This is a genomic window from Lentzea albidocapillata subsp. violacea, assembly GCF_900100275.1.
In the GTDB taxonomy this organism is placed as follows: Bacteria; Actinomycetota; Actinomycetes; order Mycobacteriales; family Pseudonocardiaceae; genus Lentzea; species Lentzea violacea.
This window is the reverse complement of record NZ_FNET01000016.1, coordinates 144,145-165,534: the sequence shown is the minus strand read 5'-3', so window position 1 is coordinate 165,534 and position 21,390 is coordinate 144,145. Positions and strand designations below refer to the sequence as shown.

Genomic DNA, 21,390 nt, shown 5'->3' with positions numbered 1-21,390 from the left:
TCCATCCTGTACCGCCGGAACTTTCCACACCAGATCATGCGATCCAGTGTCGTATCCGGTATTAGACCTCGTTTCCAAGGCTTATCCCAGAGTACAGGGCAGGTTACCCACGTGTTACTCACCCGTTCGCCGCTCGTGTACCCCGAAGGGCCTTACCGCTCGACTTGCATGTGTTAAGCACGCCGCCAGCGTTCGTCCTGAGCCAGGATCAAACTCTCCAATAAGGATTGTGTGATCGCTCCAGACGGAATATGTCTGGCATCTATCTTCTCAAAGGAATACCTCGACGAGGAGGTATTCATATATTACTGGCTGTGTTTCGGCACGCTGTTGAGTTCTCAAAGAACACGCGCTCACCGGTTCCAGTCTCCGTTTCCGGAGGCTATCTCTCGGGGCTTGTGTTGAAAGCTTAGCCAGTTCGTTTTCGCTTTGTCAAATCGCTGTTTCCGGCGATTCAGGCTCTGCGCAAACTCGCTTCGCATTCAGTTTTTCGCTTGGTTCAGAAGTTATCCGAGTGGCTTTCCCGGTGTCAAATCGGGGTCATTTTCAGATCCCGGACAGCACGTTAGGCCGTTCATTTACTTCTGGGGGTTTGACGCCGTGGAACTCTACTCGGCCCGATCCGCGGTGTCAACCGCTCGTTCCGTGGTCCCGCTTGCGACTTGGAGAAAGTTACTCACAGAGAGGATCAAAGTCAAATCGCCTGGTCAGCGGGCTGCTTGATCGGCACGGACGGCGAAGGAGCGGCCGGCTTGGCCCCGACCGGACGCGGTCGCAGCCACAGGGTGATGGAACGAAGTCCCTCCATCGCCCGCACGATCTGGTCCGGCGCGGCGGGCTGACGCGTCGCCACCGGCACCAGGTCGTAGCCCCAGACGCCGAACTCCTTGAGCACCGTCACCGGATCGTCACCGAAGTCCGCCGTCGCGGTCGCGGAGAACTCGAGGAACACGTGCGGCCTGTCGCGACGCAACAACCGGACGAGTCCCGCGAGAGCGCGATGCCCGCGTCCAGGCGTGTCGACCCGTACGACGGAAAGCTTCATGCCCTGCACCAAGGCGATCTCTTCGAGTGCCTTGTCCAGGCGCACCGCTTTCACACGCGCGACCTCGTCGGGAGCGTCGGCGGCCAGCGGCGACACCGACACACCGCCGGTCAGCGTCGGGGACGCCGCCAGCTCCCCCGCGCTCTCCCATGCCGCGCCCTCGACCACGGTCATCCGGTCGGCGACGGCGGCGGGCAGGTTCGCCGAGACGTTGTGCCTCAGCAGAGCGGCCGCGGAGGCATCCGGCTCCACCGCGACAACGGCACCCATCAGTCCGAGCCGCGACAAAACCCGAATCGAGTGGTAGCCGACGTACGCGCCGACGTCGAGGAAGATGCCGTCCGGTTCCAGCACGGAGTCGAGCAGTTCCGCGAGGTCCGGCTCCCACACGCCGTTGGACGACAACAGCGGGAGCATGAACGCGTCGTCGGAGGGCAGCCGCATCATGCCCGCGTCGCACAACACCAGCGACGAACGCACCGCAGGCGCGTCACCAGCGTTCTCGTGCTGGCGAACGACCACCCGCCGCAGCGCGTCGGCGGTCTGTTGTGCCTGGTGAGCGGTGCGCAGAGCGGCGCTCAGCCGGGAGTCGCGCTCGCGGAAGACCTCGACGACCTTGGACTCCAGGCCGTCGATCCGGTCCAGCGTGCGGTCGAGCGCCACGGTCAGCTTGTCGATCCGCTCGGCGAGTACCTCGTCCGACTTCGCGCGCCTGGCCGCCTCGGCGACGACCGCGTCCTCGACGTCGCGCTGCCGGCGGCCCTGACCGGCCATGTCCGCGCGCACGCGCACGACCCCGTCGTCGACGCCGACCAACTGGTCGACGAAGTGCGACTGCCGCCCCGCGACCTGCTCGACCTCGGCGCGGAGCAGTTCCAGCTCACCGGCACCGACGCCGGCCTTCAGCGCGTCCTGCCGGTTGACCAGCTCGGACACCGTGCGCTCGACCCCGTCGATCAGGGTGTGCAGCACCTGGCGCATGTGGTTGTCGTAGTGGTCCAGCGCGCGCAACACGACCTTGCGCAGCGCGGGTGCCATCGGCGTCCGGTGAGGGCCGTCCACGGTCGGCTGCCGCAGTAACGCGTGCTTGGCCGACTGCAGCGCGAGCATCGGGTCGACCTCGGCCTTCTGCTTCGGCCTGCGGGCCCGCCATCCGCGGTACGCGTGCTCGACGCGTTCACGGAGAACTTCGGCGACTCGTGCGACCGACCGCACGGACAGCACGTGCTGACGTGCGGCCGCACCGAGCGCCGCGGCCGTGGGCAGGTCATCGGCCAATGAACGCAGCAGCTTTGCGGCGGCTTGCACGTCCGGTTCGGCGCCTTGGTGACACGGCACGAGAACCGCCGTCTTGCCGAACAGTTCGGCAACGGCGCCGTGGTCCGACGCGACGATCGGGACTCCCCGCACGGCGAGCTCGGCCAGGCGCAACGCGATCCGGTCGTCCGCCCCGTCGCGGTGCAGCGACACCACGGCGTCGGCGGTCGCGGCCACGTCGAGGCCGTCCACCAGCGAGATCCGCTGGTCGGAGGACGTGGCCAGGCGCAGCCGCTCGGCCGCCTCCGGGTGTTCCACCGCACCGGACACGGCGATCTTCAGCTCGACGTCCGTCCGGTCCGGGAACGCGGTCAGGAACGCGGACACGGCGCCCAGCACGTTGCCGGGCCTGTCGAGACCATGGTCCGCAATCGCGGCAAACACCACCACTTCGCCGGACTCGTGCTCACGCGCACCAACGTCGTGCACGGGCACAGGCACCACACGCACGATGGGCCCGCCGATGCGTTCGGCGGCAGCCCGTGACGCCTCGGACGAGAGCCAGAGTTCGTTCACGCCCGTGCGGTCGTCCGCAGCGGTGGCGTCCAACGCGACATCGACGACGAACCGTCCGGAGGGCACCTCGTCGGCAGAAGAGGCGCGCACCACGACGGGATATCCGGCGGCAGCCGACACCGGCAGCCCGGACGCACGCGCGGCGGCGAGCATCAGTTCGGCCAGTGGCCCTGAGCCGATGACGGACACACCAAGCTGGTCGAGCAGTGCCGGCCCCTCCGAGCGGGGCTGCGGCACGGCGGGCGCGGGCAACCGTCCGGAAGCGACGCCGACCCCGGCGCACCACTCGCGCCAGGCCTCCGCGTCCGCACCGAAAGGCGCCGGGAACTGCCGCTGCAGCGCGGCATCCGCACGCCACACGGCGTCGGCCCAGCGCGTGCCACCACTCTCGGTCGGCTCGCACGCCCAGATGAGGAACCCACCACCACCGTCCTCACCGAACGCCGGCGGCGGTGTCGGCACGGAGGCCCGGTAGTCGGCGCGCAGCTCGGACGGGATCTGCGTCCCGTCGATCAAGGAGTCGAATCGGTACGGCACGGGCGCCACGGACCAGCCGTTGCGCACCAGTTCGCCGCGGTAGGACTGGCATAGCTCGGCGACCTCCGTGTGTTCCGAGAGCAGCACACGGGGACGTTCGGCGAAATCGGCGGACAGCAACCAGGGCCGACGCGGGTCGAAACCGCGGAAATGCACCGTCAGCAGGTCCTGGCCGACCACGGCCAGCGAACCGGACTCGGTGCGGTGCAACGGCCGGTCCGCGACGTTCCACACGGACAGACCGATCCGTGCGTCGCGCACGACGTGGTGCGGCACGATCGCCGGCATGTCCAAAGAGTTCAGGTAGGGCTCGGAACCCGGTCCGACGGCGATGAACCCGGGGTCGAAGGCACCCTGGTCGTGCAGGTCGGCGGGACCGGGCTGCAGGCCGTCGGACGCCAACGGCCGTAACGTGCGCGGCAGCATCACGACCGGTGCGGTGCGCAACGCCTCCAGCACGACCTTCGTGAGCGACCCGAACACCTGCACCCACGGGTCGAGGTACAGCACGGGCATGCCCTGCGACAGCAACGCCTCCAGCAGGCGCGGCACCATCGCGGCCTTGAGCTCGGCGGCGTCCAGGGACGTCGCGAGCTCGTGCAGCTCGACCTCGGCGACGCCGATGTCCAGCGGCGTCATCAGTCCAGGCCCCGCGTGCTCCGGCTGCGCGTCGACGACCAGCGCGACGAACCGGCCCTCGGGGTGCTCCGCGAGGAACGAGCTGGACAGGACCTTGACGGCGGGCAGCTCCGCCGCCGTGGCGACGGTGCACGCGCAGATCGTCGGCTGGAACTCGGGTACCTCAGTCACGGAGAGCACGTATCTGCCTCACAGCATGGGGAGAAGTGTGCGCAACTCGTACGGGGTGACGCTACGACGGTACGCGTCCCACTCCGTCCTCTTGTTGCGCAGGAAGAAGTCGTAGACGTGCTCGCCCAGTGCCTCGGGCAGCAGCTCCGAGTTCTCCAGTTCGGTGAGCGCCTCGCCGAGGTTCTGCGGCAGGTTCGCGTACCCCGCCGCGCGCCGTTCGCGGTCCGTCAGCGACCACACGTCGTCCTCGGCGGGCGGCGGCAGTTCGTAGCCCTTCTCGATGCCCCGCAGGCCGGCGGCCAGGATCACCGAGTACGCCAGGTACGGGTTGCACGCGGAGTCCAGCGAACGGACCTCGACGCGGCGCGACGACGACTTGCCGGGCGAGTACATCGGCACGCGAACCAGTGCGGAGCGGTTCGCGTGACCCCAGCACACGGCCGTGGGAGCCTCACCGCCGACGATCAGGCGCTTGTACGAGTTCACCCATTGGTTCGTGACACCGGAGATCTCGCGCGCGTGCTTGAGGATGCCCGCGACGAACTGCTTGCCGATGTCGGAGAGCTGGTACGGGTCTTCCTCGTCGTAGAAGGCGTTGCGGTCGCCCTCGAACAGCGAGAAGTGCGTGTGCATGCCCGACCCCGGCTGGTCGGAGAACGGCTTGGGCATGAACGAGGCGCGCACGCCCTGCGTGATCGCGACCTCCTTCACCAGGTAGCGGAACGTCATGACGTTGTCCGCCATGGTCAACGCGTCGGCGTAGCGCAGGTCGATCTCCTGCTGGCCGGGCGCGCCCTCGTGGTGGCTGAACTCGACCGAGATGCCCATCGCCTCGAGCGCCTCGATGGCGTGGCGGCGGAAGTGCGTCGCGGTCTCGTGCGAGGTCTGGTCGAAGAAGCCGCCGTTGTCCGCGGGCTCGGGCTCGCTCCCGTCGCCGGGCAGGCCCTTGAGCAGGAAGAACTCGATCTCGGGGTGGACATAGCAGGTGAACCCGGCCTCGCTGGCCTTCGACAGGGTGCGGCGCAGCACGTGGCGCGGGTCGGCCCACGACGGGGAGCCGTCCGGCATCGTGATGTCGCAGTACATGCGTGCCGAGTAGTTGCTGCCGTCCGGCGTCTGCCAGGGCAGCACCTGGAACGTCGAGGGGTCCGGCTTCGCGACCATGTCCGACTCGTAGACGCGGGCGAAGCCCTCGATCGCCGACCCGTCGAACCCGATGCCCTCGCTGAAGGCACCTTCGAGCTCGGCCGGTGCGACCGCCACGGACTTCAAGAAGCCCAGGACGTCCGTGAACCAGAGCCGGACGAACCGGATGTCGCGTTCCTCTAGCGTGCGGAGCACGAACTCCTGCTGGCGGTCCATAGGGCGCAGCTTAAGGGCTCCGGAGTCTCTACGATCAACGCATGTCCGCCCGTTGGTTGTTGGTTTGCGCACTCGCCCTGCTCACGAGCTGCACGTCCGGGGGAGATCTCCCCGATGGTGCGACGTTGCTCTCGAAGTCGGCCGAGTCGATGCGCTCCGTCAAGACCGTCCACTTCACCATCAAGGTGGACGGTGAGCTGCCGGACGTGCCGGTGAAGGAGGCCGACGGCGACCTCACCTCGTCCGGTGACTCGAAGGGCACCGCGAAGGTGACGTTCGGTGGGCAGCTGCTGTCCATCGAGTACGTACTGACGGGCGGAAACCTGCACTTCAAGGGCCCGACCGGCGGGTTCACGAAGCTGCCGGCGGCGTTCGCGGGCCAGGTGTACGACCCCTCGGCAATCCTGAACCCGGACAAGGGCGTCGCGCAGGTCCTGGCCAGTGCCAAGGATGCGAAGACCAAGTCGTCCGGTGACGTGTCGGTGGTCGAGGCGACGGTGCCGAAGGACGTGGCGGCCGGGCTGGTGCCGGGCATCTCCGCGGACGTGAAGGCGACGTTCTCGATCGACAAGGACAACAAGCTCAAGAGCGCGCTGTTCGAGCTCCCCGGCGGTCAGAAGATCGACATCGGCCTCACGGACTTCGACAAGCCCGTCACGGTCACGGCACCCGCGTAGATGAGAAAGGTAGCTCTCGCCGCGTCCGGCGCGGCCGTGCTGCTGGGGGCGCTCGACGCGTACGTCGTCGTCGGTGTCCTGACCGACATGGTGCGTGACCTGGGCATCGCGGTGAACGAGCTGGAGCAGGCGACGCCGATCGTCACCGGGTACCTGCTCGGGTACGTGGCGGGCATGCCGTTGCTCGGGCAGCTGTCGGACCGGCTCGGGCGGCGGTTCGTGCTGCAGGTCTCGCTGCTCGGGTTCCTGGTGGGCTCGGTGATCACGGCGATGGCGGCGGACGTGCCGTTGCTCGTGCTCGGACGCGTTGTGCAGGGCCTGGCCGGTGGCGCGCTGCTGCCGGTGACGATGGCGCTGGTCGCGGACCTGTGGGAGGAGCGCCGGCGGTCGACCGCTCTGGGGACCGTTGGTGCCGCTCAGGAGTTGGGGTCTGTTCTCGGCACGCTGTACGGCATCGCTGTTCAACGCGATGCCCCTGTTCGAGGCGTGGGAGCCGCAGAGCTGGCGGTGGATTTTCTGGGTCAACATCCCGTTGGCGGTCATCGCGATGGTGGTCGTGCAACGCACCGTGCCGAACACACGGCGCGAGGTGCGCATCGACGTCGTGGGCGGGGTGTTGCTGGCAGCAGCGTTGTCGTTGCTGGTCGTGGCGCTCTACAACCCGAAGCCCGCCGAGTCCGTGCTGCCGTCGTGGGGCTGGCCGACGCTCATCGCGGCGTTCGTCATGCTGGGTGGCTTCTTCTTCCGGGAACGCCGTAGCGCCGTGCGGCTCATGGACCCGGATGGCGTGCAGTGGCGGCCGTTCTGGGCCGTGCTCGGGGTGTCGCTGGCCGCCGGTGCCGCGTTGATGGTGACGCTGGTCGACGTGGAGTTGTTCGCGCAGACCGTGCTACGGCGCGACTCGGCGGCCGCGGCGACGCTGCTCACCCGGTTCCTGATCGCGTTGCCGGTCGGCGCCGTCCTGGGCGGGTTCCTCGCGTCACGGCTCGGCGACCGCTGGGTGTCCTTCGGCGGGCTCGCGATGGCATCGGTGTCGTACGTGTTCATCGCGCAGTGGCCCGCTGACGTCAGTGGGCTCGTGCTCACGCGTGATCTGGCCATCGCCGGTTTCGGGCTGGGCCTGGTCATCGCGCCGTTGTCCGGTGCCGTGCTGCGTGTCGTGCCTCCCGTCCGGCACGGCGTGGCGTCGGCGTTCGTCGTCGTCGCGCGCATGACGGGCATGCTCGTCGGTGTGGCGGCGTTGTCCGCGTGGGGACTCCACCGGTTCCGCGAGCTCACGGCAGGCCTGAACACACCGCTGCCGTTCGGCGTCGAACCCGCTGAGTTCCAGCGGCGGATGGCCGAGTACCAGCGCGGGCTCACCGAGGCGCTGCTCACCGAGTACCACGAGATCTTCCTGATCACGGCGGTGATTTGCGCTGTCGGCGCGCTGGGTTCGGTTCTCCTGCCTGGGAAACGTCAGCAGACAGGATCTGTTTCGGGCAGCCTCAAATCCACCAGGTAGTTCGTGCCCACGCCGTCCACGCAGCCGATGCCCGCGAGGAACGCCGTGTGCTGGTTTCCGTTGTACGTCAGCAAACGCGCCCCTAGGGCCTGCGCGAGGTCCACACCGGACTGGTAGGGCGTCGCCGGGTCACCGGTCGTCGACACCACCAGCACCTGCGGCAGTCCGTCCACGTTGGGCGGGTGCGGTTCCGACGTGTGCGGGGCCGGCCAGAACGCGCACGGGCCGAGCGCGGTCTCGTCGGTGGGGATCGTGTCGTTGCCCAGCAGTTCCAACAGCCTCCGCCGGTTGGACTCCAGGGTGGCCCGGTCCTTGATCGGCGGTTCGTCGACGCAGCGGATGGCCACGAACGCGTCCTGGATGCGGCTGTAGGTGCCGTCCTGGGCGCGGCCGAGGTACTGGTCGGCGAGCTGCAGCAGGGTGTTGCCCTTGTTCTGCCGCAGCTCCTGAAGACCCTTGAGAGCGGTCTCCCACAGCCGGTCCGTGTACATCGCCTGGATGATCGCGGTGTTCGCGTCCGAGTGGGACAGCTTGCGGTCGCCGACCTGCAGCGGGGTCTTCTTGAGCGGCTCGATCATCTGCCGGAACTGGGACTCCGCCGCGCTCGTGTCCCTGCCGATGGGACAGTCGCGTTGCGCGCACCAGCCGGCGAACCGCTGGAACGACTCCTCGAAGCCCTGCGCCTGGCGTGCCGACGCGGCCACCTTGTCGCTGTTGACCTCCACGGCGCCGTCGAGCACCATTGCGCGCACGTTGCGAGGGAACATCTCGGCGTACAACGTGCCGATGCGCGTGCCGTAGGAGTAGCCGAGGTAGGTCAGCTTGTTCTCCCGCAACGCACCGCGCAGCACGTCGACGTCGCGTACGACGTCACGGGTGCCGACGTTGCGCAGCAGGTCGATGCCGCTGCGTTCGGTACAGCGGTCGACGAAGAACTTGTTCTCCTGCTCGGTCAGGTTCGCGCTCTCGCCCTTGGGCCGCAGCCGTTGCGCGTCCCGTTCGGCGTCGGTCAGGCACTGGACGCGGGGCTGGCTCGCCCCCACGCCACGCGGGTCGAAACCCACCACGTCGAACCGCTTGCCGACCGGGTTGCCCGGCTGCATGTTCGCGACGTGCGACATGCCCGAACCTCCCGGACCGCCGGGGTTCACCACCAGAGAACCGACCCTCCGGTCCTTCTCCGCGGCAGGGCGGCGCAGCAGTCCGACAGTGATCGTCCCCGCGTCCGGATTCTCGTAGTTGAGCGGAACGTACAGCCGAGCGCACTGGATGCCCTCGCGCTCGTACAGGCCCTTGCTCTTCGCGTCGGTCGCGTAGGGCCGGCACGCACCCCACGCCAGCGTCTGCTCGTAGAAGCGCGCCAGGCCCTTGCGCGCGGCGACGGGTGAGCCGTCGATGCGCGCGTAGGACGTGGACGTGCCGAGCAGAACGATCAATGCGAACAAGGCGGCGGTGACTCGGGATCGCCTCTTCGTCATTAGGCGCACCGGGTTCCGTCGGCGGGCAACGTCTGGTCGATCAGGTACCTCACGCCGGCGCCGTCCACGCACTGGTCGCCCTGCAGGAAGACCGTGTGCTGGACGCCTTCGTAGGTGAGCAGCCGCGAGTTGAGCGCTTTGGCCAGGTTCACGCCCGCCTCATAGGGCGTGGCCGGGTCGCCGGTCGTGGAGATGACCAGCAGCGGCGGGATGCCTTCGGCCTTGGGCGGGCCCGTGGGCGCGGTGACCGGGGCGGGCCAGAACGCGCACGAGTCGAGGGCCGCGCCGGCCGGGTTGCCGTCGTCGAGGAACGGTGCCGCCTCCTTGTACTTCTTCTGGGTCTCGAGCAGCGCGTTCTTGTCCGTCAGCCGTGCGTCGTCCACGCAGTGCACCGCATTGAACGCATCCGTGATGGTCGAGTACTTGCCCTGTTCATCGCGGTCGAAGTACGCGTCAGCGAGGCGCAGCAACGTGGTGCCCTTGCCGCTCGTCAGCTCCTGGAGGCCGTTGAGCAGGACGGGCCACAGCTGTTCCGAGTACATCGCCTGGATCGCGGCGGTGATGGCGTCGTTGTAGGACAGCTTGCGACCACCGACGTCGACCGGCTGCTGGATCAACGGTGTGGTGAGCTGCCGGAAGCTCAGGTTCGCATCGCCTCCGAGTGGGCACTCCTTCTTCTCTCGGCACCACTTCACGAACTCGTCGAACGCCTTCTGGAAGCCGGCCGCCTGTGCGACCAGCGACGCGAGCTGGTCCTGGGTCGGGTCGACGGCACCGTCGAGGATGAGCGCGCGCACGTTCTGGGGGAAGGTCTCGGCGTATTCAGTGCCAATGCGGGTGCCGTACGAGTACCCGACGTAGCTCAGCTTCGCGTCGCCGAGCGCAGAGCGGAGGACATCCATGTCCTTAACTACGTCCCGCGTGCCCAAATTGGCGAGCATTGCCGCCCCGAATTTTGTACCGGCGGCACACTTCTCGGCATATGTCCTGTTCTCTTGCTCCGTTTGGGCGATTCCGGCCGGACTTGTGTCGATGTCGAGGTCCAGACGCTCCGCGTCGCGCTCCGGTCCGGTGAGGCAACTGACCGCCGGCTCGCTCGCGCCGATGCCCCTCGGGTCGAATCCGATGAGGTCGAACTTCGCCGCGAGGTCGGTCTTGCGGTAGGCCGGGATCATGCCCGCGGCCGACGCCATGCCGGACGCGCCGGGGCCGCCGGGATTGGTCAGCAACGAGCCGATCTTCTGCCCGGTGGCCTTGTACCGGAGCACGCCGATGGTGATCGTGTCGCCGGTTGGCTTGCTGTAGTCGAGGGGAACCCTCAGGCGGGTGCACTCGACGTCGCGCCTCTTGCCGTAGGCGTCGCGGCTCGACCCTGTCGTCGCGTACGGCTCGCAGTTCTCCCAGGCGAGCTGCTGGCCGTAGAACTCCTCCAACCCGGCCGGAACGACGCCCGCCGGGCCGACCTTCTCGAAGGTCACGCCCGGTTTGGCGGTCCCTTCGATGATCGACGTGCAGGACGCGAGCAGCGGAATGACGAGCAACACGCTCAAGAGACGGACCACAGCCCGATGGTATGGGAGATGATGAGGGCATGCCGCAGCTTCGGATCGCGCTGGCCCAGGTCAACGCCACTGTTGGTGATCTCCAGGGCAACGCTTCGCTGGTCGTCGAGTGGACGCGCAAGGCTCGTGAGGGCGGCGCGCACGTCGCCGTGTTCCCCGAGATGGTGCTGACCGGCTACCCGGTCGAGGACCTGGCGATCCGCACGTCGTTCGCGCGGGCGTCCGCGGAGGCGCTGGAGGCGCTGGCCGGGTCCCTGGAGGCCTCGGGCCTCGGTGACATCGCCGCCGTCGTCGGCTACCTGGAGCACGACTCCGTCGGCCCGCGCAACGCCGTCGCCGTGCTGCACGGCGGGCGTGTGGTCGCGCGGCAGTGCAAGCACCACCTGCCGAACTACGGCGTGTTCGACGAGCGTCGCTACTTCAAGCCGGGTTCGTCGCTGGACATCGTGCGGATCAACGGTGTCGAGGTCGGCATGGTGATCTGCGAGGACCTGTGGCAGGACGGCGGCCCGATCACCGCTCTCGGTGACGCCGGCGTCGACCTCGTGGTCTCGCCCAACGCCTCGCCCTACGAGCGCAACAAGGACGACCAGCGGCTGCCTCTGGTCGCGCGCCGTGCCGCCGAAGCCCACGCGCCCCTCGCCTACTGCAACCTCGTCGGCGGCCAGGACGAGCTGGTGTTCGACGGCGACTCGCTCGTCGTCTCCGCCGACGGCCAGCTGGTCGGGCGGGCGCCGCAGTTCGTCGAGCACCTGATGTTCGTCGACTTCGACGTGCCGGGCGACCGCGAGTACGAGCAGGGCCAGATCGGCGACTTCTACGTGCGCCGTGTGTTCCTCTCCGACGCGATCCCGGCATACGAGCCGTTGCCCGCGCCCCGCGTGTTCGAACCGCTGGCCGATGAGGCAGAGGTGTGGCACGCGCTGGTGACCGGTCTGCGCGACTACGTGCACAAGAACGGCTTCCGGACCGTGGTGCTCGGTCTGTCCGGTGGCATCGACTCTGCCGTGGTGGCTTCTCTGGCGGTGGACGCTCTCGGTGCCGACGCGGTCTACGGCGTCTCGATGCCGTCCTCCTACTCGTCCGAGCACTCGCGTTCGGACGCCTCCGACATGGCCGTGCGGACCGGCCTGCACTTCACCACCCAGCCGATCGGCGAGATGGTGTCGACGTACGTCTCGCAGCTGGAGCTGACCGGCCTCGCCGAGGAGAACATCCAGGCCCGGTGCCGCGGCATGCTGCTGATGGCGCTGTCGAACCAGCACGGTCACCTGGTGCTCGCGACGGGCAACAAGTCCGAGCTCGCGGTCGGCTACTCGACCATCTACGGCGACGCGGTCGGCGGCTACGCCCCGATCAAGGACGTGCTGAAGACCCTGGTCTGGGACCTCGCCCGGTGGCGCAACGCCGAGGCCGAGAAGCGCGGCGAGACCCCGCCGATCCCGGAGAACTCGATCTCCAAGCCGCCGTCGGCCGAACTGCGGCCCGGCCAGGTCGACTCCGACTCGCTGCCGGACTACGAGATCCTCGACGCCCTGCTGGACGACTACGTCCACTGCGACCGCGGGTACGACGACCTGCTGGCCGCCGGGCACGAGCCCGCGCTCGTGGACCGGGTGCTGCGGATGGTCGACAAGGCCGAGTACAAGCGCCGTCAGTACCCGCCGGGCACGAAGATCTCGAACAAGGCGTTCGGGCGGGACCGGCGGCTGCCGATCACGAACGGATGGCGCGAGGGCTGAACTCAGGAGTAGAGCCTGCTCCACCGCGCGAACACAGGGCGCCCAGATACGTTTCTCCACATGAAACGGATCTGGGCGTCGCTGCTCTACCTGGCGACCGGTCTGCTGACGGCCATGGCGGCGTGGCTCGCCATCGGCGTCCTGCTGCTGTCCGTGGTCGTGTTGCCGCTGCTGCCGATCACCGCGCCCTTGATCCGGCGAGTCGTGGACTTCGACCGCCGGCGCCTGGCGCGGTTCACCGGCGCCGAGATTCCGTCGCCGCCACCGCTCGACGGGCCGTGGCTGCACCGGGCACAGCGGGTGCTGACCGATCCGGACAGCCGCCGGGACGGGATGTGGGTGCTGCTGCACGCCCTGTTCGGCACGTTGTCCGGGTCGGTCGCGATCGGCATCGCGGGGGCGCTCGTCCAGCAGCCCGTCGCCTTGTTCCTCTGGTGGACGGTTCCCGGCGGGATGCAGAACTCGTTCGGCCTCCACGTCGACTCGTGGGCGAAGGCGCTGCTGAGCGTGCCGATCGCGGTCGTGCTGGCCCTGCTCCTCACGCAGTTCCCGAGGCTGGCGAACCTCGACGCGACGTGGGCGAGGAAGTTGCTGGCGCCGCCGAAGGCCTCGCTGGAGAAGCGGCTGGCCGAGGTCGTGGCGACCAGGGCGGCGGCGTTGCAGGCGCACGGCGCCGAACTGCGGCGCATCGAGCGGAACCTGCACGACGGCACGCAGAACAAGCTGGTCGGCGTGGTCATGATGCTCGGCATCGCCGAGCGGACGCTCCAGCAGAACCCGGACAACGCGCTGCAGGCGTTGCTGCGTGCGCAGGACGCGGCCGGCGACGCGTTGGAGGAACTTCGCAACGTCGTGCGCAGCATTCACCCGCCGGTCCTGGAGGATCTGGGACTGGACGGGGCCATCCAGGCTCTGGCCGCGCGGTGCCCGGTGCCCTGCGTGCTCACGGCCGAACACCTCGGGCGGCTGCCTGCGGCGGTCGAGGCGGCGGCGTACTTCGCGGTGGCCGAGGCGCTCACCAACGTGGCCAAGCACAGCGGCGCGAAGCGGGCGTGGGTCAGCCTCGACATCATCAACGATCAGCTCACCGTCATCGTCCACGACGACGGCAAGGGCGGCGCCGACGAGAAGCAGGGGACAGGGTTGGACGGGATTCGCGGCAGGGTGGCGGCGTTGGACGGCAACGCGGACGTGAGCAGTCCCGAGGGCGGGCCGACCGTGCTCACCGTCGTGCTGCCGGCGGGGAGGTGAACCCGTGCGCATCGTGATCGCCGAAGACGACGCGCTGCTCCGCGAGGGGCTGACGTTGTTGTTGCGCAACGAAGGCCTCGACGTGGCAGCGGCCGCGGACAACCCCGATGATTTCCTGAAAGCCGTGGCCGAACACGAGCCGGACATCGCCGTGGTCGACGTGCGGATGCCGCCGACGTTCACGGACGAGGGGCTGCGTGCGGCCGTAGAGGCGCGACGGCGGCACCCGAAGCTGGCCGTGCTGGTTCTCAGCGCTTGGGTCGAGCAGAGCTACGCGCACGAACTGCTCGCCGGCTCCGGCGGCGGCGTCGGTTACCTGCTCAAGGAACGCGTCGGCAAGGTCGCGGACTTCCTCGACTCACTGCACCGCGTCGCGAACGGCGGCACGGCGCTCGACCCCGAGGTCGTGTCGCAGCTGCTGGTGCGACGCAGGGCGGACGACGCGCTCGGTGTGCTGTCACCGCGTGAGCGCGAGGTCCTCGGGCTGATGGCGGAGGGGCTGTCGAACGCCGCTATCGGCGAGAAGCTCGTCATCAGCGCGGGAGCCGTGCACAAGCACATCGGCAACGTCTTTCTGAAGCTCGGCCTCAACAGTGAGGACGGGTCGGGTGACCGGCGCGTTCAGGCTGTTCTTGCGTACCTGGATCACTGAGGACGAACAAAGGGGAACAGCACGGTCTGCCTGATGGACGTGCCGGTCAGCATCATCAGCAGCCGGTCGACGCCCATGCCGAGCCCACCGGTCGGCGGCATGCCGTGCTCCAGCGCCCGCAGGAAGTCCTCGTCCAGCTCCATCGCCTCGACGTCACCGGACGCGGCCTTCAGCGACTGCGCCTCCAGCCGCCGCCGCTGCTCCAGGGGGTCGGTCAGCTCCGAGTAGGCCGTGCCGATCTCCGCGCCGAACGCCACCAGGTCCCACCGTTCGGCCAGGCGCGGGTCGAGGCGGTGCTGACGGGTCAGCGGCGACACCGACGTCGGGAAGTCGATGTAGAAGGTCGGGCCGGCGGTCGAGGCCTCCACGAACGTGTCGTAGGCCTCCTGCACGAGCTGGCCGTGGTCCCAGTCCTCGTTGATCTCCACGCCCCGCGCGCCCAGGAGCGCCCTTAGTTCGGAGACGGACGTGTCCGGGGTGATCGACGCGTTCAGAGCCCCGGAAACCGCCGTGTAGACCGGAATCACCGGCCACTGCCCCGACAGGTCGAACGTGCCGTCCGGCCGGTGCGCGACCTCGGTGCCGAACGCCTCGCGTGCCGCGTGCTGGATCAGCGTGCGCACCAGGTCGAGCATGACCCGGTAGTCCGCATAGGACTGGTAGGCCTCCAGCATCGTGAACTCGGGGTTGTGGGTGGCGTCCGCGCCCTCGTTGCGGAAGTTCCGGTTCAGTTCGAACACCCGGTCCACGCCCGCGACGCAGAGCCGTTTCAGGTACAGCTCCGGCGCGATCCGCAGGTACATCCGCATGTCGTAGGCATTGATGTGGGTGACGAACGGCCGTGCGTTCGCGCCGCCGTGCACCGCCTGCAGCATCGGCGTCTCGACCTCGAGGTACTCCTGCGCGTGCAGGAACTCGCGCACGCTGCGGATGACGTCGCTGCGCAGCTTCAGCAGGTGCGCCGAGTCCTGGTTCACGACCAGGTCGAGGTAGCGCTGGCGGACGCGGGCCTCCGGGTCGGTGAAGCCCTTGCGCTTGTCCGGCAACGGGTGCAGGCACTTCGCGGTCATCGTCCACGACGACGCCAGCACCGAGATCTCGCCGTGGTCGGACTTGACCACCTGGCCCGTGACGCCGACGTGGTCGCCGAGGTCGATGTCCGACTTCCATGACGCCAGGGCCTCACCCAGCGAGTCGACGGTGAGCATCAGCTGGATCTCGCCGCTGAAATCCCGGACCCGCGCGAAGCAGAGCTTGCCCATCTCCCGCAACGCCACCACGCGCCCGGTGACCGAGACCTCCTCGCCGAAGCGTTCACGTGCCCCGGCGAGGAGATCGGTGCGCGCGAACCCGACGGGGTACGGGTCGACGCCCTGCGAGACCAGCCGTTCGACCTTCGCGATCCGCACCCGGACCTGCTCCGGCCTGCGCACGGACTTCGGTTCGACCCGGATCGCGTCGATCTCGGCGACGCGCGCCGCGAAGTCGTCGCCGACGTCCGTCTTCTGCAACGCCCGCTTGCGCAACGACCGCAACGACGGCACGAAGCCCTCGGCGACACCGGCGGCGATGCTGACCCGCGGCAACGACCGGGAACGCTGGTAGCAAAGGAACCTCGGCTCCCACTCCGGCAGGTACTTGGCGTTCGACCGGTACAGCGACTCCAGCTGGAAGAACCGCGACGCGAGCGACAGCACCCGCCGCCACGCCCGCAGCACCGGGCCGGCGCCGATCTTCTCGCCCTCCTCGAACACCGCGCGGAACATCGCGAAGTTCAGCGAGATCCGTTGCACGCCAAGGTGTCCGGCGGCGGCCGCGAGCTGGGCGACCATGTACTCGTTGAGGCCGTTCTCGGCCGCACGGTCGCGGCGCATCAGGTCGAGCGACACGCCCCGGCGGCCCCACGGCACGAACGACAGCAAGCCTCGCAACGCACCCGACGCGTCGTAGGCCTCCACCATCACGCACCGGCCGTCGCTCGGATCTCCCAGGCGTCCCAACGCCATCGAGAAACCGCGCTCGGTCTCGGCGCCGCGCCAGGCCTCCGCCAGGTCCAGGATGGACGCCATCTCGTCCGGCGCGATCTCGCTGTGCCGGCGGACGCGGGTGGTGTACCCGGCACGTTCGACGCGCGACACCGCCTGGCGCAGCCCGCGCCGTTCCGGACCGGCGAGCACGAAGCGGCGAACGTCCAGGACCGCCTCGTCGCCGATCTCCAGCGCCTTGAGCCCGGCGCCGGCATAGATCTGCGCGCCTCGTTCGGACGCGCCGAGCACGCCCGGCGTCCAGCCGTACGTGCGCGCCTCGGACAACCACGCCCGCACGGCCTCGGGCCAGTGCTCCTCGTCACCGATCGGGTCGGCGGAGGCCAGCGTCACGCCGCCGATCACCCGGTACGTCAGGGCGGCCCGGCCGGACGCCGCGAACACGACGCTCTTGTCGCGCCTGGTCGCGAAGTACCCCAGCGAGTCGGGCTCACCGTCGGCCGCGAGCAGCCGGCGCACGTCGAGCTCCTGGTCGCCGGTGATCATGCTCTGGCTGCGGACGCCGCGGAAGAACAGGTACATCGCCCGGATCGCGACCAGCACGCCGAACAGGCTCAGCACCACACTCAGCCACTGCGGGCCCTCGGGGATGTCGAGCCGGCCGAGCCGGACCACCTCACCCGTCGCCTGGTTGGCCGCCCACGCGAGCTTGTCGGTCTGCGCGACCAGTTCGCCGGGGAAGATCTCGGTGAGGCCCCAGCCGGCCGCGATCAGCGCGATCATGCCCAGCACGAACGAAGCGAGCGCCCGCCGCCACGCGCCGCGGGCCAGCCGGGCGGGGAACGCCTCGCGCACCACGAACAGCAGCGCCACGAACAGCGCCGAGGTCGTGGCGCCGACACCGAGGAACATCCACTGCGGTTCCTCGCCCGCATCCAGGATTTCTTCAGGCGCCAGGGCCAGGATGACCATGATGAAGCCGACCAGCACCAGGCCCATGACCTGGAACAGCAGCAGCGTCCACAGCGCCGCTCGCTTGTGCCTGCGCAGGGCGGCCCCGAGCACGAAGAACACCATGGCGATGAACAGGTTGCCGTCGATCGGCAGACCGAAGAGGTACCCGATGCCGTCGGCGAGGCCGGTGAACCAGCCGTCCTCCGGCAGAATCACCCTGAGCAGCGACAACACCCCGGCCAGCTGCACGATCGTCGCGATCGTGCCCGCGGTCTTCCACTTCCACGCCGGTGCCACTACCACTCCCGAGGTCAGCCGATGACCGTCATGATCCCGTCTTCGGCCGGAAGGGTGCATGTCGCCACGTCCGGGCGTGTCGAGGGGCCCGTCGTGGTGCTCAGCTCGGGTCTGGGCGGGGCGTGGTTCGACTGGGACCGGACCGTGCGGCTGCTGGCACCCCACGCCAGGGTGGTCGTGTTCGACCGGCCGGGGCTGGGGCTGAGCGGCCCTGCCCGGCGCGGGCCGTCGCTGGCACGGGAGGTGGCGGTCCTCGACGCGGTGCTGCGCGGGGTGCCGCGGGCGGTCCTGGTCGGGCACTCGATGGCGTCGATGCACGTCGAGGCCTACGCGCGGCTGCGGCCGCACCGGGTCGGCGGCATGGTCCTGCTGGACCCGGACGCCGAGACGCCGGGCTCGGGAGCCCCGTTCGACATGTCGGCGGTGGTCGCGCAGGGCGTGCGGGCCATCGGCAGCCGCTGGCTCGGCACCCGGATCACCCAGCGGTACGGGCACTCGTTCCGCAACCTGCTGACCGCCGTCTCGACGCTCGGCGTGACCGATCCGGCACCCTCTGACCTGGTCGAACTCGTCTACCGGCGCCCTGGCGTCGGGCGGGCGGTGCTGTGGGAGCTCGCGTCGTACCCCGGTCAGGTGGCGACGCTCGAACGGCTACGGAAGCGCCGGCCGTTGCCGCGGGTGCCCTGGTTGGTGCTCACGGCCGGACGGAAGGTGTGGCCGGAGCACCGGTCGTTGGCCGCTCTCGTGCCGTGGGGACGCAACGTGCCAGTTCCCGGAAGTAGGCACATGATTCAGATGGACCGGCCGGACGCCGTGGTCATGGCGGTCCGAGAGGCGCTTCGGGGACTACCCGAGGAGTGATTCGTGTGACGGTAGCCGCATCTGCGTTCCGTTTCTCGCCAACGGTGCCACTCTGGTGTTCGGCAACCGTGCACCCAGCGCCCGGGGACCCACACACGTGGGCTTCGAGGAAAGGAACGGTCAACGATGACCAATGCCGAAGTTTCCGCGCCCTACGGCTCCGGAGCGGGCCAGAAGCCCCCGGCCAAGCGGGTTCGCGTTCATCACCTGCGTGAGATGAAGGAACGCGGCGAGCCGTGGCCCATGCTCACCTCGTACGACACCTTCACCGCCTCGATCTTCGACGAGGCCGGCATCCCCGTCCTGCTGGTCGGCGACTCGGCCTCGAACACCGTCTACGGCCACGACACCTCGCTGCCGGTCACCGTGGACGAGCTCGTACCGCTCGTACGCGCGGTGACGCGTTCGGTCAAGCGCTCTCTCGTGGTCGCTGACCTGCCGTTCGGCTCCTACCAGGTGTCGGTCGAACAGGCCGTGGCGACGGCGGTCCGGTTCATGAAGGAAGGCCAGGCGCACGCGGTCAAGCTGGAGGGCGGCGCCTACTTCGCACCGCACATCCGCGCGATCACGGCCGCGGGCATCCCGGTCATGGCGCACATCGGCTTCACCCCGCAGTCCGAGCACCAGCTCGGCGGTTACCGCGTGCAGGGCCGGCACGACAACCACGACGTCGTGGTCCAGGACGCGCTGGCTGTACAGGAGGCGGGCGCGTTCGCGGTCGTGCTGGAGATGGTGACCGCCGAGGTCGCGAAGCAGATCACGCACGACCTCGTCATCCCGACCGTGGGCATCGGTGCCGGTCCGGACACCGACGCCCAGGTGCTGGTGTGGCAGGACATGATGGGCCTGAACCGCGGCAAGGCACCCCGGTTCGTCAAGCGCTACGCGGACATCGGCACCATCATGCTGGGCGCCGCCGCGGAGTTCGCCAACGAGGTGCGCGGCCAGCAGTTCCCCGGCCCCGAGCACACGTTCCACTGAGTTCCGTCGCTAGCGGGTCCAGACCTCCGGGTCTGGGCCCGCCGGCACGATCCCGCTCGGATTGATGTCGTGGTGCGTCACGTAGTAGTGGCGCTTGATGTGGTCCCAGTTCACGGTGTCGCCGAACTGCGCGTAGAGGCGTTTCGCGTACGCCCACAGGTTCGGCATCTCGGTGAGCTTCGTGCGGTTGCACTTGAAGTGGCCGTGGTAGACCGCGTCGAACCTGACCAGCGTGGTCCAGAGCCTGATGTCGGCCTCGGTGAGCTGCTCGCCGACCAGGTACGTGTGGGTGGCGAGGTGGGCCTCGATGCGGTCCAGTTCCGTGAACAGGTTCGTGTAGGCCTGCTCGTAGGCCTCCTGTGACGTGGCGAAACCGGCCTTGTAGACGCCGTTGTTGACGTTGTGGAAGATCGGCTCGATCCAGGCGTCGATCTCCTCGCGCAGGTGTTCCGGGTAGAGCGTGCTCTCCGGGCGCCAGTTCAGGCTGAAGTCCAGGGTGATCTGCGGGTAGTCGTTGGTGACGACCTTCTTCGTGGTCGTGTCGACCAGAGCTGGGACGGTGACCCGGCCCTCGTAGTCCGGGTCGGCGTTGTCGTACGCCTCTTTGAGGTAGTCGATGCCCAGGACCGGGTCCGTCTCGGCGAAACGCCAGCCCTTCTCGTCGCGAATCGGGTCGACGACCGCCAGTGAGATGGCGTCCTCCAGGCCGAGGAGCTTGCGGACGATGACCGCGCGGTGCGCCCACGGACAGGCGAGGCTGACGACGAGCCGGTAGCGGCCCGGCTCGGGCTCCGGCCGTGCGGTGAAGCGGTTCGGCTGCCTGACGAACGCCCCCGTGGTGGAGGTCTCCTGCGAGAACTGGGCCATGTGCTCGACGATAGGCCCATGTACCCGGAGATCGAGCCCCACGCGTCAGGCCACCTGGAAACCGGCGACGGCAACCTCGTGTACTGGGAGGAGTGCGGCAACCCGGCCGGCAAGCCCGTGGTCTTCCTGCACGGCGGTCCCGGCGGCGGCTGCTCGCCGTCGCACCGGCGCCTGTTCGACCCGTCCGCCTACCGGATCGTCCTGTTCGACCAGCGCGGTTGCGGACGTTCGCTGCCGCACGCCGCCGTGTCCGGTGATCTGTCGCTGAACACGACCTGGCACCTCGTGGCCGACATGGAGCAGCTGCGCACGTCGCTGGGGATCGACCGCTGGCAGGTCTTCGGCGGTTCCTGGGGCTCGACGCTGGCGCTGGCGTACGCGGAGACGCATCCGTCGCGCGTGTCGGAGCTGGTGCTGCGTGGCATCTTCACGCTGCGTTCGTCCGAAGTGGACTGGTACTACCGCGGCGGGACGGCGAACCTCTTCCCCGACCTGTGGGAGAAGTTCATGGCCCCGCTGGCCGGTCTGTCGGGTGACCCCGTCGACCTGTACGCGAAGCTGCTGGCTTCCGAGGATCCCGAGGTGCACGGGCCCGCCGCCGTCGCGTGGAGCACGTGGGAGGGCGCGACGGTGACGCTGCTGCCCCGGCCCGAACTGGTGGCGCAGTTCGCCGTGCCGGAGTACGCGCTGGCGTTCGCGCGGATCGAGAACCACTACTTCGCGAATCGCGGGTGGTTCGAGGAGGGGCAGCTGATCCGGGACGCGGTGCGGCTCAAGGACATTCCCGGTGTGATCGTGCAGGGCCGCTACGACGTCGCTACTCCGGCCGTGTCGGCGTGGGACCTGCACAAGGCCTGGCCCGAGTCCGAACTGGTGCTGGTGCCGGATGCCGGGCACGCGTACGACGAGCCCGGCATCCTCGCGGCCCTGCTGGCGGCGACGGACCGGTTCCGTGATTAGTGGTGTGGCCCGGAACGTTGCCGGGCGAGTTC

14 protein-coding genes and 1 rRNA gene are annotated in these 21,390 nt (G+C 68.8%); 8 read left to right on the top strand and 7 right to left on the bottom strand.

The features are described 5' to 3' along the window. The 3 genes from BLR21_RS30195 to glnA form a co-directional block, all read right to left on the bottom strand. Positions 1-224 (bottom strand): 16S ribosomal RNA (locus BLR21_RS30195); the annotation flags it as partial. A gap of 470 nt (positions 225-694) precedes the next feature. After that, on the bottom strand, positions 695-4,225 hold the full coding sequence (locus BLR21_RS30190; RefSeq protein ID WP_143027918.1) for an FkbM family methyltransferase: 3,531 nt from the start codon (positions 4,223-4,225) through the stop codon (positions 695-697). 18 nt (positions 4,226-4,243) lie between these two features. Then, positions 4,244-5,587 carry a type I glutamate--ammonia ligase gene (gene glnA / locus BLR21_RS30185; protein WP_030481022.1) on the bottom strand — a complete coding sequence of 448 codons (1,344 nt, stop codon included), beginning with the start codon at positions 5,585-5,587 and terminating at the stop codon, positions 4,244-4,246. 41 nt (positions 5,588-5,628) lie between these two features. Between glnA and BLR21_RS30180 the strand changes: the two genes are divergently transcribed. Further along, on the top strand, positions 5,629-6,264 hold the full coding sequence (locus BLR21_RS30180) for an LppX_LprAFG lipoprotein (RefSeq protein WP_090011259.1): 636 nt from the start codon (positions 5,629-5,631) through the stop codon (positions 6,262-6,264). Further along, on the top strand, positions 6,265-7,023 hold the full coding sequence (locus BLR21_RS44065) for an MFS transporter (RefSeq protein ID WP_256335024.1): 759 nt from the start codon (positions 6,265-6,267) through the stop codon (positions 7,021-7,023). Positions 7,024-7,722: 699 nt separating this feature from the next. Here BLR21_RS44065 and BLR21_RS30170 read toward each other — a convergent pair. Then, entirely contained in the window at positions 7,723-9,246 is a 1,524-nt protein-coding gene (locus BLR21_RS30170; RefSeq protein ID WP_090011257.1) for an alpha/beta hydrolase, read from the bottom strand. Then, on the bottom strand, positions 9,246-10,808 hold the full coding sequence (locus tag BLR21_RS30165) for an alpha/beta hydrolase (protein WP_090011255.1): 1,563 nt from the start codon (positions 10,806-10,808) through the stop codon (positions 9,246-9,248). Before BLR21_RS30165 ends, BLR21_RS30170 begins: the two co-directional genes overlap by 1 nt. 29 nt (positions 10,809-10,837) lie before the next feature. Between BLR21_RS30165 and BLR21_RS30160 the strand changes: the two genes are divergently transcribed. From BLR21_RS30160 to BLR21_RS30150, 3 genes are read left to right on the top strand one after another with little or no spacing between them, the layout of a single operon-like run. Beyond that, entirely contained in the window at positions 10,838-12,550 is a 1,713-nt protein-coding gene (locus BLR21_RS30160; protein ID WP_090011253.1) for an NAD+ synthase, read from the top strand. A 60-nt stretch (positions 12,551-12,610) separates the two neighbouring features. Further along, the gene (locus tag BLR21_RS30155) at positions 12,611-13,801 is read left to right on the top strand and encodes a sensor histidine kinase (RefSeq protein ID WP_090011251.1); all 1,191 of its coding nucleotides are present in this window, start codon (positions 12,611-12,613) and stop codon (positions 13,799-13,801) included. 4 nt (positions 13,802-13,805) lie between these two features. After that, positions 13,806-14,453 (top strand): response regulator, encoded by a 648-nt coding sequence (locus BLR21_RS30150; RefSeq protein ID WP_090011249.1) that lies wholly within the window; start codon positions 13,806-13,808, stop codon positions 14,451-14,453. On the opposite strand, the gene lysX is transcribed toward BLR21_RS30150, so the two are convergent. Further along, entirely contained in the window at positions 14,447-17,749 is a 3,303-nt protein-coding gene (gene lysX / locus BLR21_RS30145) for a bifunctional lysylphosphatidylglycerol synthetase/lysine--tRNA ligase LysX (RefSeq protein WP_090011247.1), read from the bottom strand. The two genes, BLR21_RS30150 and lysX, sit on opposite strands and share 7 nt — an antisense overlap. On the opposite strand from lysX, the gene BLR21_RS30140 reads away from it, so the two are divergent. Together BLR21_RS30140 and panB are read left to right on the top strand one after the other, a co-directional pair. Further along, the gene (locus BLR21_RS30140; RefSeq protein WP_090011245.1) at positions 17,711-18,550 is read left to right on the top strand and encodes an alpha/beta hydrolase; all 840 of its coding nucleotides are present in this window, start codon (positions 17,711-17,713) and stop codon (positions 18,548-18,550) included. The two genes, lysX and BLR21_RS30140, sit on opposite strands and share 39 nt — an antisense overlap. 126 nt (positions 18,551-18,676) lie before the next feature. Continuing rightward, complete coding sequence (panB, locus tag BLR21_RS30135) at positions 18,677-19,531, top strand: 3-methyl-2-oxobutanoate hydroxymethyltransferase (RefSeq protein ID WP_090011243.1); 855 nt, start codon at positions 18,677-18,679, stop codon at positions 19,529-19,531. 9 nt (positions 19,532-19,540) lie between these two features. Here the strand turns inward: panB and BLR21_RS30130 are convergent, their stop codons facing one another. Continuing rightward, positions 19,541-20,398 carry a glutathione S-transferase family protein gene (locus BLR21_RS30130; protein WP_090011241.1) on the bottom strand — a complete coding sequence of 286 codons (858 nt, stop codon included), beginning with the start codon at positions 20,396-20,398 and terminating at the stop codon, positions 19,541-19,543. An 18-nt stretch (positions 20,399-20,416) separates the two neighbouring features. On the opposite strand from BLR21_RS30130, the gene pip reads away from it, so the two are divergent. Continuing rightward, complete coding sequence (gene pip / locus BLR21_RS30125) at positions 20,417-21,358, top strand: prolyl aminopeptidase (protein ID WP_090011239.1); 942 nt, start codon at positions 20,417-20,419, stop codon at positions 21,356-21,358. The last annotated feature ends 32 nt before the right edge of the window (positions 21,359-21,390 follow it).

Excerpts from the sequence above, each read along its gene's own strand:
- glnA (WP_030481022.1), bottom strand. The coding sequence starts at position 5,587 with ATGGACCGCCAGCAGGAGTTCGTGCTCCGCACGCTAGAGGAACGCGAC.
- BLR21_RS30180 (WP_090011259.1), top strand. The coding sequence starts at position 5,629 with ATGTCCGCCCGTTGGTTGTTGGTTTGCGCACTCGCCCTGCTCACGAGC.
- BLR21_RS44065 (WP_256335024.1), top strand. The coding sequence starts at position 6,265 with ATGAGAAAGGTAGCTCTCGCCGCGTCCGGCGCGGCCGTGCTGCTGGGG.
- BLR21_RS30170 (WP_090011257.1), bottom strand. The coding sequence starts at position 9,246 with ATGACGAAGAGGCGATCCCGAGTCACCGCCGCCTTGTTCGCATTGATC.
- BLR21_RS30160 (WP_090011253.1), top strand. The coding sequence starts at position 10,838 with ATGCCGCAGCTTCGGATCGCGCTGGCCCAGGTCAACGCCACTGTTGGT.
- BLR21_RS30155 (WP_090011251.1), top strand. The coding sequence starts at position 12,611 with ATGAAACGGATCTGGGCGTCGCTGCTCTACCTGGCGACCGGTCTGCTG.
- BLR21_RS30140 (WP_090011245.1), top strand. The coding sequence starts at position 17,711 with ATGACCGTCATGATCCCGTCTTCGGCCGGAAGGGTGCATGTCGCCACG.
- lysX (WP_090011247.1), bottom strand. The coding sequence starts at position 17,749 with ATGCACCCTTCCGGCCGAAGACGGGATCATGACGGTCATCGGCTGACC.
- panB (WP_090011243.1), top strand. The coding sequence starts at position 18,677 with ATGACCAATGCCGAAGTTTCCGCGCCCTACGGCTCCGGAGCGGGCCAG.
- BLR21_RS30130 (WP_090011241.1), bottom strand. The coding sequence starts at position 20,398 with ATGGCCCAGTTCTCGCAGGAGACCTCCACCACGGGGGCGTTCGTCAGG.
- pip (WP_090011239.1), top strand. The coding sequence starts at position 20,417 with ATGTACCCGGAGATCGAGCCCCACGCGTCAGGCCACCTGGAAACCGGC.